Annotated in this window: 16 protein-coding genes; all 16 read right to left on the reverse strand. The window is 69.6% G+C overall.

Features of this window, described 5'->3' with window-relative positions; genetic code table 11:
- Nucleotides 1–11: 11 nt before the first annotated feature.
- A complete protein-coding gene (gene recN / locus ACOOHF_RS15155) occupies nucleotides 12–1,676 on the reverse strand; it encodes a DNA repair protein RecN (RefSeq protein ID WP_420462300.1) in 1,665 nt (554 codons plus the stop codon).
- A gap of 3 nt (nucleotides 1,677–1,679) precedes the next feature.
- Complete coding sequence (locus ACOOHF_RS15160) at nucleotides 1,680–2,579, reverse strand: NAD(+)/NADH kinase (RefSeq protein WP_420462301.1); 900 nt, start codon at nucleotides 2,577–2,579, stop codon at nucleotides 1,680–1,682.
- 35 nt (nucleotides 2,580–2,614) lie between these two features.
- Nucleotides 2,615–3,520, reverse strand: a complete 906-nt coding sequence (locus ACOOHF_RS15165; RefSeq protein ID WP_419935663.1) for a polyprenyl synthetase family protein — start codon at nucleotides 3,518–3,520, stop codon at nucleotides 2,615–2,617.
- Entirely contained in the window at nucleotides 3,517–3,810 is a 294-nt protein-coding gene (xseB, locus tag ACOOHF_RS15170) for an exodeoxyribonuclease VII small subunit (RefSeq protein WP_420462302.1), read from the reverse strand. Before xseB ends, ACOOHF_RS15165 begins: the two co-directional genes overlap by 4 nt.
- The gene (gene xseA / locus ACOOHF_RS15175; protein ID WP_420462303.1) at nucleotides 3,807–5,135 is read right to left on the reverse strand and encodes an exodeoxyribonuclease VII large subunit; all 1,329 of its coding nucleotides are present in this window, start codon (nucleotides 5,133–5,135) and stop codon (nucleotides 3,807–3,809) included. Before xseA ends, xseB begins: the two co-directional genes overlap by 4 nt.
- A complete protein-coding gene (gene folD, locus ACOOHF_RS15180) occupies nucleotides 5,132–6,049 on the reverse strand; it encodes a bifunctional methylenetetrahydrofolate dehydrogenase/methenyltetrahydrofolate cyclohydrolase FolD (protein ID WP_420462304.1) in 918 nt (305 codons plus the stop codon). The genes xseA and folD overlap by 4 nt, the downstream gene beginning before the upstream one ends.
- Nucleotides 6,050–6,136: 87 nt before the next feature.
- On the reverse strand, nucleotides 6,137–7,708 hold the full coding sequence (rny, locus tag ACOOHF_RS15185; RefSeq protein WP_420462305.1) for a ribonuclease Y: 1,572 nt from the start codon (nucleotides 7,706–7,708) through the stop codon (nucleotides 6,137–6,139).
- Nucleotides 7,709–7,936: 228 nt separating this feature from the next.
- Nucleotides 7,937–8,293: a cell division protein ZapA gene (locus ACOOHF_RS15190; protein WP_419935668.1), complete on the reverse strand. Its 357-nt coding sequence runs from the start codon at nucleotides 8,291–8,293 to the stop codon at nucleotides 7,937–7,939.
- Nucleotides 8,290–8,553, reverse strand: coding sequence for a hypothetical protein (locus ACOOHF_RS15195; RefSeq protein WP_420462306.1), 264 nt, complete (start codon nucleotides 8,551–8,553; stop codon nucleotides 8,290–8,292). Before ACOOHF_RS15195 ends, ACOOHF_RS15190 begins: the two co-directional genes overlap by 4 nt.
- Nucleotides 8,531–11,014, reverse strand: a complete 2,484-nt coding sequence (pheT, locus tag ACOOHF_RS15200) for a phenylalanine--tRNA ligase subunit beta (protein ID WP_420462307.1) — start codon at nucleotides 11,012–11,014, stop codon at nucleotides 8,531–8,533. Before pheT ends, ACOOHF_RS15195 begins: the two co-directional genes overlap by 23 nt.
- Complete coding sequence (gene pheS / locus ACOOHF_RS15205; RefSeq protein ID WP_420462308.1) at nucleotides 11,011–12,045, reverse strand: phenylalanine--tRNA ligase subunit alpha; 1,035 nt, start codon at nucleotides 12,043–12,045, stop codon at nucleotides 11,011–11,013. Before pheS ends, pheT begins: the two co-directional genes overlap by 4 nt.
- Nucleotides 12,042–12,398, reverse strand: coding sequence for a 50S ribosomal protein L20 (gene rplT / locus ACOOHF_RS15210; protein WP_420462309.1), 357 nt, complete (start codon nucleotides 12,396–12,398; stop codon nucleotides 12,042–12,044). Before rplT ends, pheS begins: the two co-directional genes overlap by 4 nt.
- Before the next feature lie 40 nt (nucleotides 12,399–12,438).
- Complete coding sequence (rpmI, locus tag ACOOHF_RS15215; protein ID WP_419935672.1) at nucleotides 12,439–12,633, reverse strand: 50S ribosomal protein L35; 195 nt, start codon at nucleotides 12,631–12,633, stop codon at nucleotides 12,439–12,441.
- 67 nt (nucleotides 12,634–12,700) lie between these two features.
- On the reverse strand, nucleotides 12,701–13,213 hold the full coding sequence (infC, locus tag ACOOHF_RS15220) for a translation initiation factor IF-3 (RefSeq protein ID WP_420462310.1): 513 nt from the start codon (nucleotides 13,211–13,213) through the stop codon (nucleotides 12,701–12,703).
- A gap of 212 nt (nucleotides 13,214–13,425) precedes the next feature.
- Nucleotides 13,426–15,369 (reverse strand): threonine--tRNA ligase, encoded by a 1,944-nt coding sequence (thrS, locus tag ACOOHF_RS15225; RefSeq protein WP_420462311.1) that lies wholly within the window; start codon nucleotides 15,367–15,369, stop codon nucleotides 13,426–13,428.
- 103 nt (nucleotides 15,370–15,472) lie between these two features.
- Complete coding sequence (locus ACOOHF_RS15230) at nucleotides 15,473–17,422, reverse strand: hypothetical protein (protein WP_420462312.1); 1,950 nt, start codon at nucleotides 17,420–17,422, stop codon at nucleotides 15,473–15,475.
- Between the last annotated feature and the right edge of the window lie 114 nt (nucleotides 17,423–17,536).

Below are 17,536 nucleotides of genomic sequence, written 5' to 3' on the forward strand. Positions count from 1 at the left end.
GGGCCGGCCGGTCAGATCTGGCCGGCGAGCAGCTCCTCCGCATGGGCGCGCGAGGCGCGGCTGTCCGGGTCGCCTCCGAGCATGCGCGCCACCTCGAGCACGCGTTCGCCCCCGGTGAGCGCGCGCACCGACGTCCGGGTCTCCTCGCCCTCCGTGGCCTTGTCGATGGAGTAGTGCGCATCGGCCCGGGCCGCGATCTGCGCCAGGTGCGTCACCACGAGCACCTGATGCGCGGCGGAGAGGCGGATGAGCCGGTCGGCGACGCGGTGCGCCACTTCGCCCCCGATGCCGACGTCGATTTCGTCGAACACGAGGATCGGAAGTTCATCGACCTCGATCAGCGCCGCCTCGAGCGCCAGCATGAGCCGGCTCATCTCACCTCCCGACGCGACCCGGCGGAGCGGGGCCGGCGGAAACCCGGGATTCAGGGAGACGAGGAACTCCACCCGCTCCGCTCCCAGCCGCCGGATCTCCCCGTCTCCGACGAGTTGTACCGCGAGGCGGCCGCCCCGCAGACCGAGATCGGGGAGCGCGGCGTTGACCGCTTCGGAGAGCGCCTCGGCGGTGCCGCGCCGCCGCTCGGAGAGCTTCGACGCCAACTCGGCCAGCTCCGCGGCCGCCGCCTCCCGGCCCGCCTCGAGGCGGGCGATTTCGTCGTCGGCCCCGTCGATCTGCTCCAGCTCGCGCCGGGCTTCCTCACCCGTCCGGATGACCTCGGCAAGCGAGTCTCCATACTTCCGCTTCAGCCGGTAGAGGAGATCCTGGCGGACGCGGATCTCGTCGAGGCGACGCGGGTCGTGCTCGATGGCGTCGCGATAGGGGGCGAGACCGAGTCCGAGTTCCTCGACGCTGCGGAGCGCCGCTTCGTGCAGGTCACGGAAGGGACTCGCGGCGGGGTCGATCGTGACGAGGGCGTCGAGTCGGTTGCCGAGTTCCCCGAGCTGGTCCACGACGGAACCCTCCGCCTCGTACAGGCGGTGGTGGAGGAGGCCGGAGAGCTCGATGAGTTCCTCGGAATGCGTGAGCCGGCGCGCCTCCGTCTCCAGCGCCTCATCCTCGTCGGGCGAGAGCGAGGCCGTCGCGATCTCATCGCACTTGAAGCGCAGGTAGTCGGCGCGTTCCCGCCCTTCGCGAGCCGTCTGGCGGACTCGAGCGAGCCGGGCGTCCAGGTCGCGCAACGTGTCGAAGGCCGCCGCCGTCTCCGCGACCAGTGCTTCATGGCGCCCGAACGCGTCGAGGATCCGCCGCTGGTGGCCTCGGTCGAGCAAGCGCTGGTGCTCGTGCTGCCCGTGCAGTTCGACGAGCCGCTCCCCGAGTTCGCGCAGCAGCGTCGTGGTGGCCGGAGAACCGTTGACCCAGGCCCGGTGGCGACCCTCGCGGCGCAGTTCGCGACGGAGAATCAGCCAGCCGTCGTCGTGATCCACGCCCGCCTGCTGGCACAGCGACGCGATGCCTTCGACGCCCTCCACCTCGAAGCGGGCCTCGATCCGCGCCCGGCCCGCTCCGGCCCGGATCATGTCCGGGGAGGGGCGCCCGCCGACCAGCAGCGCGAGCGCCTCGACGAGGATCGACTTCCCGGCCCCGGTTTCGCCGCTGAGGACGCTGAGTCCCGGCCCGAACTCGAGGACGGCCTCCTCGACGACGGCGAAGTTCCGAACGCGAAGCTCGGTCAGCATCTCTCACCCATGGGCGCCGCCGCCGGATCCGGGATACGGGTGTGCGCGCACGTCGCCCCAGTGCAGCTTTCGTCGCAGCACCGTGAAGAACGAGTAGTCGGGCAGGCGCACGAGACGCACGGGATGCCGTGAGCGGACGACCTGCACGCGGTCTCCGACCGATAGCGGACACCCGCGCTGTCCGTCGACGGTGAGCTGCAGGTCGTGATCGCCCGACAGCAGTTCCACGGAGATTCGCGTGTCGCCCGGAAAGACGACCGGCCGCACGGCCAGGGTGTGCGGGGAGATCGGAGTGGCCACGATCCCTTCCATGGTGGGCGAGACGATCGGCCCGCCGGCCGAGAGGCTGTAGGCCGTGGAACCCGTCGCGGTGGCCAGGATGATCCCGTCCGCGCTGTACTGGCCGACCACGTCGTCGTCCGCCAGCACCCGGTAGCTGATGAGGCGGGCGAAGCCGCTCTTGTGGATGACCGCGTCGTTGATCGCATGGAAGCTCTTCGACTCCGGGGCGTCGGACCCGTTCACGCGCACCTCGATGCGAAGGGTGAGCCGCTCCTCCAGGTCGTACTCTCCGCTCGCCACGCTCGACATGGCCGCTTCGAGTTCGTCGGTCGGAACCAGGGTGAGGAACCCGAGTCGGCCCAGGTTGCACCCCAGCACCGGAATCCCGAGCGGTGCCGCGACCCGCGCGGCGCGCAGCAGCGTCCCATCGCCTCCGAGCGTAAGCACGAGGGCGACATCCTCTCCGATCTCCTCCAGCGGCGCGGACTCGCGGCGGCCGTCCGTCGCGAGCGACGGCTCGAAGACGAGCGAGATGCCCAACTCGGCCGCCTTCCGCTCGACGCGCGCGAGCAACGGCTCCAGGTGCGGAGATTCGGGATTACCGACGATGGCGAAGCGCATAGTGAACCTGCTTCCTCGAAGCTCTCAGCCCCGTATCAACGGTCGCGCTCGAGGATGAGGCGTCCGATGTCTCCAAGCCGGTCGGCGGCCTGGAACGACGCCAGCTCCCGGAACGCGTCGTGGCCCAGTTGTTCCGCCCTCTCCCTCGCTCCCCCGAGGCCCAGCACCGATGGCGTCGTGGCCTTTCCCAGCGCCGCGTCGCGCCCCCCGGCCTTCCCCATCCGGTGGGACGATCCCGTGACATCGAGAATATCGTCCACGGTCTGGAACGCGAGGCCGATCGCGATCCCGAAGCGGGTCAGCCGGTCGACGGCCTCTTCCGGCGCCCCGGCCGCAATCCCGCCCATGGTGCAGCACGCGCTGATCAGGCTCGCGGTCTTGCCGAGATGAATGCGTTCGAGCGTCTCGAAGCTCACGTCCTCCCGCTCGGCCTGCAGGTCGAGAAGCTGCCCTCCCACCATGCCGACGCCGCCGGAAGCCCGGGCCAGGACCCTGATGAGCCGGGCGGTGATCTCGTCGCTCAGCTCGAGGCCGGCGGCTCCGTTGCCGACGGCGAGGATCGCGAGCGGTTGTATCGCCGCGCCCGCGAGGATCGCGACGCGCTCATCGTACCGCACGTGCAGGGTCGGCCGCCCCCGGCGCAGGTCGTCGTCATCCATGCAGGGGAGGTCGTCGTGAATCAGGGAGTAGGCGTGGACCAGCTCGGGGGCCAGCGCCAGGCGGTAGAGCCCACTCGGACGATCCGCCGCGCCTCCCCGAGGCGAGCCCCCTGCCGCCTCCCATGCGCCGATCAGGAGAAGGGGCCGAATCCGCTTCCCCGGCGCGAGGACGGCGTGGCGGATGGGCTCGCCGATCGGTCCGGCCTCCCGAAGGGCATCCCCCAGCCACCTCGCCAGTTCCTCGTCCACGGAGGCGCGCGCGGCCTCGAGACTCGGCCTCACGCCGGGCCCTCCGGCGCATCCGACCCCGGGCCGGCCCCGTGGACCGCCGGTCCCTCCGCCTCCAGAGGCTTCGTGTCCAGCCTCCCCGTCGAGGTGGCGATCAGCTCCTCGACCTTGCCGCTCGCCGCCTCGAGCCAGCGGCGCGCCTCCCCGAGGCGTTCGATGCCCCGCTCGAAGAGCCGGATCGCCTCGTCGAGGCCGATGTCCTCCCGGTCGAGACGCTCGACGATCTCCTCCAGTTCGCGGACCGTCCGCTCGAACTCGAACTTGCGTTCGGACGACGCCGTCATGTCTCCGACTCCACCGCATCGGCGGTCGCGTCGACCCGGCCTCCGTGGACGCGGAGCCGGAAGCGGGTTCGGGGCTCGAAGTCCTCGACACGCGTGAGGCGCCGGCCCTCGAGGTCCATGGCGACGGCGTATCCGCGGGCCACGGTCTCGAGGGGGCTGAGGGCGGCGAGAGTGGCGGCGAGACCGGCCAGGCGCGCGCGCGACCGGGCGAGGGCTCGATCGATCCCCGGCGGGAGTCGCTTCTCGACGCCCTCGAGCCGCAGCCTCGCGACGTCCCGCACATGGCCGGCGGCCGCCGGGAGGCGTCGCCCGATCGCATCTACCCGATCCCGTCCACGCGCGACGAAGCGGCGCAGTCCTCGTGCCAGCCCTCTTCCGGTCGTGTCGAGCGAGTCCCGCACGCGCCGGATGTCCGGCACCGCGAGTTCCGCCGCCGCCGACGGGGTCGGCGCCCGCAGGTCGGCCACCAACTCGCAGAGCGTCACGTCGACCTCGTGCCCGATGGCGCAGATCACGGGGACCGGACTCTCGGCGACCGCCCTCACCGCGATCTCCTCGTTGAAGCACCAGAGGTCCTCCGTGGACCCGCCGCCCCGACTCAGGATGATCGCGTCGAGGGTCGAGCCGGGGTCGAGCGCGCTCCATTCGGCGACACGCCGGAGCGCATCCCGAACCTCGAGCGCGGCCCCCTCGCCCTGGACCCGGCAGTTCCGCACCACGACATCGACCCACGGGGCCCGCCGCCGGAGCACGGTGAGCACGTCCTGGAGCGCCGCGCCCTTTCGCGCGGTCACGACGCCGATGCGGCGCGGGAACGGTGGCAGTGGCCGCTTTCGATCGACCGCGAGCAGTCCCTCCGCGTCCAGACGCCGGCGCAGCCGTTCGAACGCGATCCTCCACAGCCCTTCCCCCGCCATCTCGATCGAGCGGACCCGCAGCTGGAATCGACCCTGCGCGGGATAGAGCGTGGGGCGCCCCTGCACGAAGACCTCCATCCCCGCGTCCGGATCCGCCGGCAGCCGCCAGGCGTCACCGCGGAAGAGGACGCACGACACACTCGCGTCGCGTTCCTGATCCCGCAGCGAGAAGTAGCGGTGACCCGCGGGGGAGACCCTCCAGTTCGCGACCTCGCCGCGCACCCAGAGGTTCCCGAAGCGGGATTCCAGCACCCCCCGGGCGGCCTCATTGAGTTCCGAGACCGTGACCGCGGCGTCCGACGACCGGCCGTCACGGACCGGCGGCGGGGCGGCGGCCGCGGGCTCCGCCCGGATGTCGCTCTCCCCGTCCCTCTCCCCGAACAGCGAGGCCTGGCCGCGCGTGCTCATCCCGCCGCCGGCGCGGCCCCCGCCGTGGCCATGCGCCCGATCCGCTCCGCCGACGTCACAGTGTTCCGAAGCAGCATGGCGATCGTCATCGGCCCCACACCCCCCGGGACCGGCGTGATCCAGCTCGCGCGCTCCGCGGCCTCGTCGAACGCTACGTCACCGACCAGCCGGTATCCCCGCTCGAGTGAAGGATCCTCGACCCGGTTCACGCCCACATCGATGACGACGGCGCCCTCCCGCACCATGTCGCCGCGAACGATCTCCGGCCGCCCCACCGCGACGATCAGGATCTCGCCCTGGCGCGTCACCGCCCCGAGGTCCCGGGTCCGGCTGTGGGCGACCGTGACCGTGGCGTTCGCGCCCGGATCCTTCTGCAACATGATCTGGGACATCGGCATCCCGACGATGTTCGAGCGGCCGACGATCACGACGTGGGCCCCCGAGGTGTCGACGCCCGTCCGCCGGATCAATTCCTGCACGCCGGCGGGCGTCGCGGGCCGGAACGCGTGCGGGTCTCCCTGTGCCATGCGCCCCTGGTTCACGGGATGAAATCCGTCAACGTCCTTGGACGGATCGATCCTCTCGGTCACTTCCCGCTCGTCCAGGTGCCGCGGCAGGGGAAGCTGCACCAGGATCCCGTGGATTTCCGGGTCCGCGTTCAGTTCATCGACAATCGAGAGGAGGTCCGCCTGTCCGATATCGGCGGGCGGTGTGATATCGCGCGCGTGGAGCCCCGCTTCCTCGCATGCGCGGGTCTTCATCCGGACGTAGACGTGGGACGCCGGGTCGTCCCCGACGAGCACCACGCCGAGACCGGGCCGCACGCCGGTCCGGGACAGGACCCGCGCCCGTTCCGCCACCTCCGAACGAATTTCGGCCGCGATTCGCCGTCCATCCAGGATCTGCGCCGCCATCTATTCCCCGTTTCTCCCTGTTCGAGCGTTGCCGTGGGCCTGGCTCCGCCTCGGGAGCGCCGGCCTCCTGTGCCTGAGCGTGAGGATTCAGCGTGCGAAGTCCACCGTACGCGACTCGCGCACGACGACCACCTTGATCTGCCCCGGATACTGCAGTTCGTTCTCGATCCGGCGAGCCGTCTGTTCCGACAGGACCGCCATCTCCTCGTCGGAGATCTTGTCCGGCGTCACCATGATGCGGATCTCCCGTCCCGCCTGGATCGCGTACACCTTCTCCACACCGTCCCACGAACTCGCGATCGCCTCCAGCTTCTCGAGACGCTTCACATAGTGCTCGAACGACTCGCGCCGGGCGCCGGGGCGCGCACCCGAGATCGCATCCGCCGCGGTCACGAGGAACGTTTCCGGATAGCGGGCGGGCTCCTCGCCATGGTGGGCGCGGATCGCGTTCAGGACCGGATCCTTCTCTCCGCACTGCTTGCAGAGATCGTAACCGATCTCGACGTGACTTCCCTCCTTCTCGTGCGTGAGGCCCTTCCCGATGTCGTGCAGCAGCCCCATTCTCTTTACGATCTGGGCATCGAGCGACAACTCCGCCGCCATGGTGGCGCCGATCAGCGCGACCTCTCGCGCGTGCGCGAGCTGGTTCTGCCCGTAACTCGTCCGGAAGCGCAGCACTCCGAGCACCTCGTGGAGCTTCGGGTGCAGATCGTGGATCCCCAGTTCGTAGAGCGTCTCGTCCGCGGCCTGGCGCATCGTCTTCCGGACGTCGTCCTTCGCCTTCTCGACCACCTCCTCGATCCGCCCGGGGTGGATCCGTCCGTCGCCGATCAGCCGGTCCATGGCGAGGCGGGCCACCTCGCGTCGAACCGGATTGAAACAGGAGAGGATGACCGCCTCGGGGGTGTCGTCCACGACCACGTCGACGCCGGTCGCGGCCTCGAACGATCGAATGTTGCGACCTTCGCGCCCGATGATTCTGCCCTTCATGTCATCGCTGGGTAGCGTGACGACGGACACGGCAGCCTCGGAGGAGTGATCCACCGAGAGTTTCTCGATGGCTTGGGAAATGATCTTGCGGGCCTCGCGTTCGGCCTCGCTTCGGGCCCGCTCGCGCACCTCGCGCACATGCTGCGCGGCATCCGCACGCGCCTCGTCCCGAATCTGGCCCATGAGTTTGCGACGGGCCGATTCCCGATCGAGCCCCGCGATCTCCTCCAGCCTGCGGCCGACCATGCGCTCGCGCTCATCGAGCTGATCCGCCGTGGCCTCGAGTTCCGACCGCTCCCGGTCCACCGCGTCACGACGCTGATCGAGGCGTTCCTGGCGCTGATCGAGTACCTCCAGCTTGCGCTCGAGGGTCTCGCTGCGCTCGACGGTCCGTTTCTCCAGCCGCTCGAGCTCGGACCGGCGCCGCTCGGCCTCGCTCGCCCACGCTTCGCGCAGCTGCTGCGCCTCCTCCCGTCCCTCCAGTTCCGCGGCCTTCCGCACGCTCTGCGCTTCGAGGCGAGCGGACTCGATGATGCCGCGCCCCTCCGTCTCCCGCCGGCTACGTGCCCGGCGCAGACCCCGGCGCTCTATCAGAATTCCCGCGATGCCCCCCGCCAGGAGACCCGCGATCGCCAGCAGGACGGCCGGCACGTTCATGGATTCCAGCACAGCCAGACTCCAATCCCCGATCGATCTATGAACAAAAAAAACCGGCGGAACACGTCCACCGGTGCATGCCGCTCAGGTCGAACGGATGCCTTCGTTCCGTTCGATCATCTATCTCGAGATGCCGCGACGCTTACGCGACGCCGCCTTTACAGACAGCACGACACCGACTCGCTTCCGTAACGAAACGTCGCGTTCGATTCTGGACGCCGCAAGGCGCGCGGACGGCCTTCAGGCCGTGTCGGCCTCCGCGACCTCGGGGGTCTCGCCGGGCGTGGCCTCCACCGCGGCGCCCGCCCCGGCCAGCGCCTCGAGGCGTTCGGCCAGTTCGACGAGCCGAACCTCGACCGCCTGCGCCAACGCTTCCGCATCACGGCGCTCCTCAAGGAGCTCATCGGTGATCTGGAGCGCCGCGAGAATGGCGGCGCGGTGCGGCTCCGCGACCCCCCGGACGTGAGCCCGCTGGATTGCGTCGTCCACGTATCTCGCGCAGGCCCGGGTATGCGACTCCGGGCGGCTGGTGCGGATCTGGTATTCCTCGCCGAAGATCATCACGCGCACCGGCGACGCTCCACGTGCGGAACTCATACCTCATCCTCCACGAGCGCGAGCCGGGTGCGCAGACGCTCGGCTTTCCGTTTCGCGCGCACCAGCGTCTCGCGAAGCTGCCGGTTCTCGTCTTCGAGCGCGCCGAGACGCTCCTCGAACCCGCCGTCCGGTTCCGCGTTCCCGGCGGCGCCCCGCAGCATGCCCTCGACCTGCTCTCCGACAGCGTCCACGGCTCGGGACAGGCGCTCGAGCACCCTCTCGACCTCCCGGCGACGTTCAGGACCGGCGGATTCTGGCATCGACTCGTTCCTCCAGGGCAGCGGACAGCGCGGACATCTCCGACTCTACGTCCTGATCGGTCAGCGTGCGATCGGGGGCACGGAAGCGGAACGTCCAGGCCAGCCCTAGACGACCGCCCTCGATCTCGTCACCGGAATAGACGTCGAAGAGGCGGACCTCGCGTAACAGATCCGATGTGTGTTCGCGTACCGTTCGTTCGATGGCGGCCGCGGCCACGCCTCGAGGTACCGTCATCGAGAGGTCCCGGCGCACCTCGGGGAAGGACGATGTCCGGCGGTACCGGGGAACGGCGCGTCCCTCCACGGCGTCGAGATCGAACTCGAGCGCGAAGGCGGGGGCCGCCCACGGCGGCGCGTCGATGCATGCGGCGTGCACGGCTCCCGCCACCCCGATGACGCGACCGTCCCTGACGGCCCGGAACCCGCCGTCCGCGAGCCAGGGCCCGGCCAGCGGAGGTCCCGGGGCGGCGGCGACCCCCTCCGCAACGCCCGGCGAAGGTTCCAGTTCGGCCCCGCACAACTGGTGGGCGAGCACATCCGCGATCTCCTTGAGATCCCAGAGATCGAAGTCGAGATTAGGTCCGGACCAGTGATCCGGCCGTCGCGCCCCCGTGATCAGCGCGCCCACGCGCCCCGCCTCTTCGACGGTTCGGCCCGTCTCGCCGGACGGCCCGCTCCCCTCGGCGTGACCGAATACGGTACCCAGTTCGAACAGCCGCACGTCTCGATTGCCGCGCGCGTAGTTGTGCTCCAGGCGCCGCAGGAGCACCGGCACGAGGGCGGAGCGCAGACAGCTCTCCTCGGCGGATAGAGGGTTCGGCACCGCGACGATCGCCCGGTTGCCGCGGAAATCCCGCGGCATGAAGCTCAGGCTGCGGGCTTCGAGCAGTCCGCGCTGGCTCAGCATCCTCCGCGCCCGGGCCTCCTTCGCGACCCGGGGGTCTTCGGGCACCGCGCTGGGCCGGAATCTGCGATCCTGCCCGAAGGCGGCGTCGTACCCGACCCGGCGCGCCACTTCCTCCACGAGATCGATCTCCCGTTCCACATCCGTACGCCAGCCGGGCACGGAGACCCGCACACGATCCCGTACGCGGTCTCCCTCGCCGCCGGACTCGGCCGGCGGGAGGGGTTCGAAGCCGATCGGCCGCAGCGCGTCGAGAATGTCAGCGCCGGTGAGCCGGAACCCCAACACCTGATCCACACGCCCGACCCGCAAGTCGATGGGCTCCGCGGACGACGGGCGGGGCCCCACCCGAAGCCCGGTCGCGTCCGCCTCGCCGCCGGCCGTGGCGAGGATCAACTCGACGCAGCGGATGAGCGCCTGCTCCTGCGCGTGGACATCGATCCCCCGCTCGAAGCGGTAGGACGCGTTGGTGGACAGCCCGGCGCCCGAACGGGTCTTCCGCACCCCCGCGGGATCGAAGGCGGCGCACTCGATCAGCAGGTCCACCGCGTCCGCGGTGACCTGGGTGTCGAGCCCTCCCATCACGCCGGCGAAAGCGACCGCGCGGTCCCGGTCGGCAATGACCGTCTGGTCCGGCGTCAGTTCGTGCTCCTCGCCGTCGAGCGTCGTCAGCGGCTCGCCCGCCACGGACGCGCGGACGCGGATCTCGGGCCCCGCCAGCCTGGCGAGATCGAAGGCGTGCAGCGGCTGGTTGCGTTCGAGGAGGACGTAGTTCGTGGCATCGACGACGTTGCTGATCGGGCGTGCGCCCGCCGCCAGGAGACGGCCCGCGAGCCACGCGGGTGAGGGACCCACCTTCACCCCGCGCACGACGGCGGCCATGTAGCGCGAACAGCGCTCCGGCGCCTCTATGCGGACTCTCATCCCGGCGCCCTCCGCCTCCGCGTCTCCGTCGCGCCATTCGGGGGTCCAGCGCGTTCCGCCGAAGTCGCGCGGCGCCAGCGATCCGGACAATTCCCGCGCGACGCCCATGTGGCAGGCGAGATCCACGCGGTTCGGATTCAGGTCGAGGGTCAGGCGGGTGTCCGGGAGGCCGAGGGCTCCGGCGAGAGAAACGCCCGGCTCGAGGTCGTCGCCGAGCCGCATGATCCCCCCCTTGTCGCGGCCGAGTTCGAGTTCGGCCTCGGAGCAGAGCATCCCGTGGCTCAATTCGCCGCGGATTTTCCGGCTCTCGATCCGGAATCCGCCGGGGAGCCGACCTCCGGGCGCCACGTGGGGGTAGAGTCCGCGCCGCTCGATGACCGGGGCTCCGCAAACGACGTCGAGCACCTCCCCGTCGCCGCGGTCCACCTTGCACAGCGTGAGCCGGTCCGCGTTCGGATGCGGGGCCAGGTCCAGCACGCGCGCCACCACGATGCCGTCGAGCCGCTGTCCAACGGCTTCGATCTTCTCCACGGCGGCCGCGGTCATGGTCAGGCGCTCGGCGAGGATCCGCGGATCCCGCAGCTCGCCGCGCAGCCCCGCCAGCTCCTGGATCCAGTTGAAGGAGATGTTCATACGAACTGCCCCAGGAAACTCATCTCCCCCTCGTAGAGGAGCCGCATGTCGGGAATGCCGTGCCGGACCATGGCGATCCGCGCCGGCCCCATGCCGAAGGCGTAGCCGGTGTAGCGCTCCGGGTCGTAGCCGACGGCCTCGAACACGGCGGGATCCACCATCCCGCTACCCATGATCGTGATCCAGCCGGTGCGCTTGCAGGTCGGGCAGCCGCTCCCCTGGCACACCGCGCACGACACGTCCACCTCGGCGGAGGGTTCCGTGAACGGATAGAACGAAGGGCGAAAACGGCTCTTCGTCCCGGCGCCGAAGAAGTGACGCACGAAATGCTGGATCGCCGCGCGGAACTCGACGAAGTCGACGCCCTCATCGACCGCGAGACCCTCGATCTGTTCGAACGCCGGGGCGTGCGAAGGATCGAACGAATCCCGCCGGTACGCGAGCCCCGGGACGACGACGCGCACGGGCGGCGCGAACGCCTCCATGACGCGCGCCTGGACGGGCGACGTATGGGTACGCAGCACGGTGTCTTCGTCGAGGTAGAACGTGTCCATCATGTCCGCGGCGGGGTGATCGAGCGGGATGTTGAGCGCGGTGAAGTTGTACCATGTCGACTCGACCTCCGGGCCGAGCACGCGCGTGAAGCCGAGTTCCGCGAAGATGTCGCAGATCTCGTCGATCACGCGGGTCACGGGATGGACGCCGCCCACCCAGCGCCCCCGCGGGGGCAGGGTGAGGTCGACGCCGCCGCTCGGAGCGCGAGCCGTCGCGGCCAACTGCCGGTCCTGTCGCTCCAGCGCCTCGCGGAGCGCCGTCTTCACGGCATTGGCGCGTTGCCCGACCCCGCGCCTGGCGGCCGGCTCGACCTTCCCGATGGAGGACATGACGCAGGCCAGCCGCCCGTTCCGGCCCAGATACTCGACCCGGGCCGATTCGAGACCGTCGGGATCCCTCGCCTCCCCGATCGCGGCGAGCCCCTCCGCCTCGATCCCAGCCAGCCGATCGAGGAGAGACGCTCCGGCCGGGGTCATGGGGCGTTGGCTTTGGCCACCTCGACAAGCTTGGTAAAGGCGGCCGGGTCCCGAATGGCCAGGTCCGCGAGCACTTTGCGGTTGAGATCCACGCCGGCCGTCCTGAGCCCGCTGACGAAACGCGAGTAGGAGATGCCGTGCTGCCGGGCCGCGGCATTGATGCGGGCAATCCACAGCCGTCGGAAGTCGCGCTTCTTTCGGCGCCTGCCCACGTAGGCGTAGGCCCAGCCGCGCTCGACCGAATTCTTGGCCGTACGATAGAGCTTCGACCGCGCCCCGAACTGGCCGCGGGCTTCCTTGAGTATCTTCTTCTTGCGACGGTTACGTGCAACGCTGCTCGTCACGCGTGGCATGACCGCACCTCCTGCTACTGTGCTGGAAAGTCGGGGCGGGCTATGTCCCCAGAAGTCGCTTCACCCGCTTCTCATCCGCCTTCGACACAAGCGTCCCCTGGCGGAGCCGACGCTTACGCTTCGGGCTCTTCTTCGTGAGGATGTGGCTGTGGTAGGCACGCTGGCGCCGGAACTTGCCGCTCCCCGTCTTTCGGAACCGCTTCGCGGCGGACCGGTTCGTCTTCATCTTCGGCATATGGCGTCCACTCCGTCTGGCCTCCGTCCGGCGACGGAGGATCGATCTCCGATTCCCGCGAGCCGGACTAGGTCCGGTGCGGCCCCATCAGCATCGTCATCGTGCGGCCCTCGTGCGCGATGTCCGACTCCACCACCGCGATATCCTGCAGTTCCTGCTTCACGCGGTCGAGAATCCGTCGCCCTCGCTCGGGGTGCGTAATCTCGCGTCCGCGGAACATGAGCGTGAACTTCACCTTGTCACCCTCACCCAGGAATCTGCGCGCGTGACGCATCTTGAAGTCGATGTCGTGCGTCTCGATCTTCGGCCGCAGCTTCACCTCCTTGACGGTGATGATGTGCTGCTTCTTCTTCGCCTCCCGGGCCTTCCGCGCCTGCGCGTACTTGTATTTCCCGAAATCCATCAGCCGACAGACGGGCGGCCGCGCCGCGGGCGCTACTTCCACCAGGTCCAGTCCGCGCTCCGTCGCGAGCGCGCGGGCTTCGTCCGTGGCGACGATTCCGAGCTGTTCACCCTGCTCGTCGATGAGCCGGATCGGGCTGATCCGGATTTTGTCGTTGACTCGTGGGTCTCCGTTCACTTCACCTCATAAAAAAAGCCCGGTTCGGCGACGGCCGACCGGGCACGGAGATACGCCCCACAACGGGGGTATGCCGTTGACCCGGCAGCAACACGATTCCGTGCGCCGATAGGGTGGGGGCATCGCGGCCCCGCTTCCGTTTTTTTTCGACCCCTCCAACCTGCCTCACCGGCACCCCGGTGTCAATGAAACCCCCCGCCTCCGGAGACGGATCACGCCTCGAGGGAGCGGGTTGCGACGCGGTCCAGGATACGGCGGATGAAATCGTCGAGGGGGACGACCGCCTGTTTCCGGCTCGCACCTCGAGCGCGCACGGCCACGGTTCCGGCTTCGATCTCGCGGTCTCCCACCACGAGCAGGTAGGGGATCTTCTGCAGTTCCCCGTCGCGGATGCGGTAGCCGAGCGTGTCGGAGCGGTCATCGAGTTCGCCGCGCAGGCCCTGCGCGACGAGCCGGTCGCGGATTTCGCCCGCGGCGGGTGCGTGCACGTCGGTGATCGGGATCACGCGGACCTGCACCGGCGCGAGCCAGGGGGGGAACGCGCCCGCGAAGTGCTCGATGAGGACACCGGTGAAGCGCTCCAGCGTGCCGAAGATCGCGCGGTGGATCAACACGGGCCGGTGCGGCTTGTTGTCGGGGCCCATGTACTCGAGGCCAAAACGGTCGGGCAGGTTGAAGTCGAGCTGAATCGTGGCTCCCTGCCATTCCCGCCCGATGGCATCCTGGTATTTGATGTCGATTTTCGGGCCATAGAAGGCGCCACCACCTTCGTCCACTTCATAGTCCAGTTCGGCCCGCTCCAGCGCCTCGCGCAGCGCGGCCTCCGCCATATCCCAGACCTCGTCGCCGCCGATCCGCTTCTCGCCGTGGGGACGCGTTGCAAGATCGAACCGATAGTCGAGGCCCAAGGTCGTCATCACAGTGTCCACCAGTCCGAGACAGATGAAGATCTCGTCCTCGATCTGGTCCGGGGTACAGAAGACGTGTCCGTCGTCCATGGTGAGCATGCGGACGCGCAGCAGCCCGTGCAGCGTCCCCGACCGCTCGTAACGGTACACGTTCGCGACCTCCGACAGCCGGACCGGGAGGTCTCGGTAGCTGCGCGGGCGCGCCGCGTAGATCGTGATGTGCCCCGGACAGTTCATGGGCTTTACGCGGAACGCCTCGCCTTCGGCGCCCTCCATGCCGGGATACATGTTCTCCGCGTAGTTCGGCAGGTGCCCGGAGCGCCGGAAGAGCGCCTCGCTCGAGAGGTGGGGCGTGTACACGACGTCGTAGCCACGCGACTGCTGCAGGTCCTCGATCCAGCGCCGCAGTTCCTGCTGTATGCGCGCGCCCTTCGGGTGCCAGCACACGAGCCCCGGACCGATATCCTCCTGGATCGAGAACAGGTCGAGTTCGCGACCCAGCTTCCGGTGGTCGCGCTTCCGCGCCTCCTCGCGCCGGGTGATGAACGCTTCGAGCGCGCTGCCCGAATAGAAGGCGGTGCCGTAGATGCGCTGCAGCATCCGCCGCCGTTCGTCGCCGCGCCAATACGCTCCCGCACCGCTGAGAAGCTTGAAGTGCCGGATCTCGCCGGTCCGCGGCGCGTGCGGCCCCCGGCAGAGGTCGAGGAACGGGCCGTTGCGGTAGACGGAGATCGCTTCGTCCTCCGGGATCTCGGCCAGCCGCTCCAGCTTGAGGGGATCGTCGGCGAACAGTTCCTGCGCCTCATCGTGCTCGACCTCACGGCGCTCGAACCGGTCGTCCGCCACGACGACCTCGGCCATCACGCGCTCGATCCGCTCCAGGTCCTCGGGCGTGAAGGGCGCGGGGACGTCGAAGTCGTAGTAGAAGCCGTCGTCGATCGGCGGGCCGAAGCCGATCCCGGCCCCCGGATAGAGTTCGCGGACGGCCGTCGCGAGGGCGTGCGCCGCGGAGTGCCGGAGCACGTAGAGCGCGTCGGGATCGCCATCGTCGCGGGTGACGATCGCGACCTCGGCCCCGTCGGGGAGCGGCGCCGAGAGATCCGATAGCTGCCCATCGATGCGCGCGGCTACCGCCGCCCGAGCCAGCCCCGGGCCGATGGAGGTGGCGAGGTCCGCCGCGGTGGCGCCGGACGCCAGTTCCTTCGGCGAGCCGTCGGGGAGCGAGATGGAGATGTGGGGGTCGTTCATCGGCCTACCCGTCGATGGACGATGCTCTCGGACATCGGTGGACGCGGAAGCTAGGGTCCGCCCGGATTATCGCCAAATCCGCGCGACGCGCCGCCCGGCGGACTCACCGGACTCTGAGGATCGTGACCTGCGGCCTCGCCCGGGACGGCAGGTTCCCCCCGTCCTCGTCCGTGATCTGGACGAGCACGTCGGGGTGGGCGCCGGTGCCCGTCATCGACACGAAACGCCCCGTGGACGCGTTCAGCATGAACTCGATCGCGCTGTTCGTTCCCGCGTGCAGCGACACCCTCGAGGGAGAGAGCGGAAAGTCGCGCGTGAACGGACATCCGTCCCCGAGGTTCGAGGCGTTCAGCTGCCCGTACAGGCCCCTCAGGTTCCAGGTTACCCACTGCGTGCGTGGATCCGCTTCCGCCGGTGCGTTGTCGTCCGCGACCAGCGACGCCAGATAGAGGGGAAGGAGGTCGCCCCACGACAGGTCCGATCCCGCCACCGTGCGGATTGCGCGCTCCACGTTGCCGGTGCTCTTCGCGTGCGCCGGTCCGCCCGAGGACAGTTCGCGGAACAGCCCTTCCTCCCGGCTTCCCGGCAGCGCGCCCCCGTCCCCGGACTCCCCGAAATGGTCTCCGAGCCAGCGCACGAAACTGTAGCCGAAGCCTCGAAACGCGAGCGATTCGACCCCGCTCGGATCCTCTCCTCCGATGTCGCCGAGCGCCAATACGGAGGCGGGGCCGTCGGGGTCGGGGGTCGGGCAGCCGCCCCGAAGGAAGCGACCCAGCCGGATGTGGTTCAGCAGGTGGAAGTGATTGTAGACGGTGAGCTGTTCCTCGCTCGCGGTGATCGCCTCCAGGTCCAGATTCTCGCGGGTCCCGAAGCCCCCCGTCCGCAGGCCGGCGATTTCCTCGGCGAGGTGGGCCATCCCCTCGTCGAGCCAGGCCACCTCGCGGTCGCTGAAGCTCCCGTTCCCGAGCGTGACCCGCTGCTGCGTGTTCAGAAGGTGGACGAACTCGTGCGCGATCGTCGTGCGCGCGAGGGCGTTCGCGAAGCTGAGGCTGATGTCCGTACCGTAGTCCTCGTCGGGGTCGGGGCCCACCAGATAGAAGATCTCTCCCTCGTTCGACGCGGGGCAGGTGCTCGCCGACGTGAGATCCTGCGCGAGGAAGAAGCCGGCGACGATGCTCTCTTCGCCGGCGGGGGTGAGCCTGTTCACCTCCGCCGTGATGAGGGCGAACACCGTCCCGTTGTCATCGATGTCCGCCGGCTCCCCGAAGTAGGCGACGTCCATCGGGTACACGATCTCGTCGAGCTGCAGGCCGATGGTCTCGAATTCCTCTTCCGTGAATCGGTCGCTCGCCGGCTGCGTGGCGAACTCGAGGTCCTCCACGACCGTGAAGTGCTGGCCCGCGTACCGGACCTCGCCCCGAACGAGCGTCGTGTTGCGGCAGTCGACCCTCAGGTCCGGACTCACGCCGATGGTGAACGAGAGCGTGTCGCCGAGTCCGGGCGGCGCCATCGCCGCCATCGGAGCCGTCGGGTCGACCCTCCGCGCCCTTTGCCGGATGGGTCTCGCACCGACTCTCGCCAACTCCGCCATCTCCCGCTCCCGCAGGAGGCGCTCGTTTTCGAACCAGGATGACCGGCGCCGAAGTTCGCGGCTCGTGAACCTGCTCGCGGGAGTGAGAGGCTCGGGGCGGGCGGGCGCGGCGTTCGCCGAGGCGCGCTCGGCGCGCACGCGTATGCAGCCCTGCGTACTCAGCCCCGGCACGATCGAGGTGCTCTGTACGATGACCTCGTAGTTGCGAGGCTCCTCGCCGCCGGCGAGCCGGAACGCGCGCACATCGCCGGGAGAGTCCAGCGTGACGAGTCCGCCCGGCGCGATGTCCACCGTGGTGATCGAACCGGACACCGGCGTCTCCGCCGCACCCGCCCGGCAGCCCATGACGACCGGGGGTGGCGGAGGCGGCGGGGGCTCCGTCGTACCGTCTCCTCCGCAGGCGGCGAGGACGAGGCCGGAGAGCCCGGCCATGCACGGCCACCACCGGTCGCGTGGTCTCATCCCTGGCTCACTCCCTGTTTCTCCGCCACGGGTCTGCCCGCGACCGCCCGATATGCCCGGAGCGGCCCGACCGCAGCTCTCGAGGCCAAGATACGGGCTCACCGCGGAAGTCGC

This window comes from Candidatus Palauibacter sp., from assembly GCF_965216145.1.
Classification (GTDB): Bacteria; Gemmatimonadota; Gemmatimonadetes; order Palauibacterales; family Palauibacteraceae; genus Palauibacter.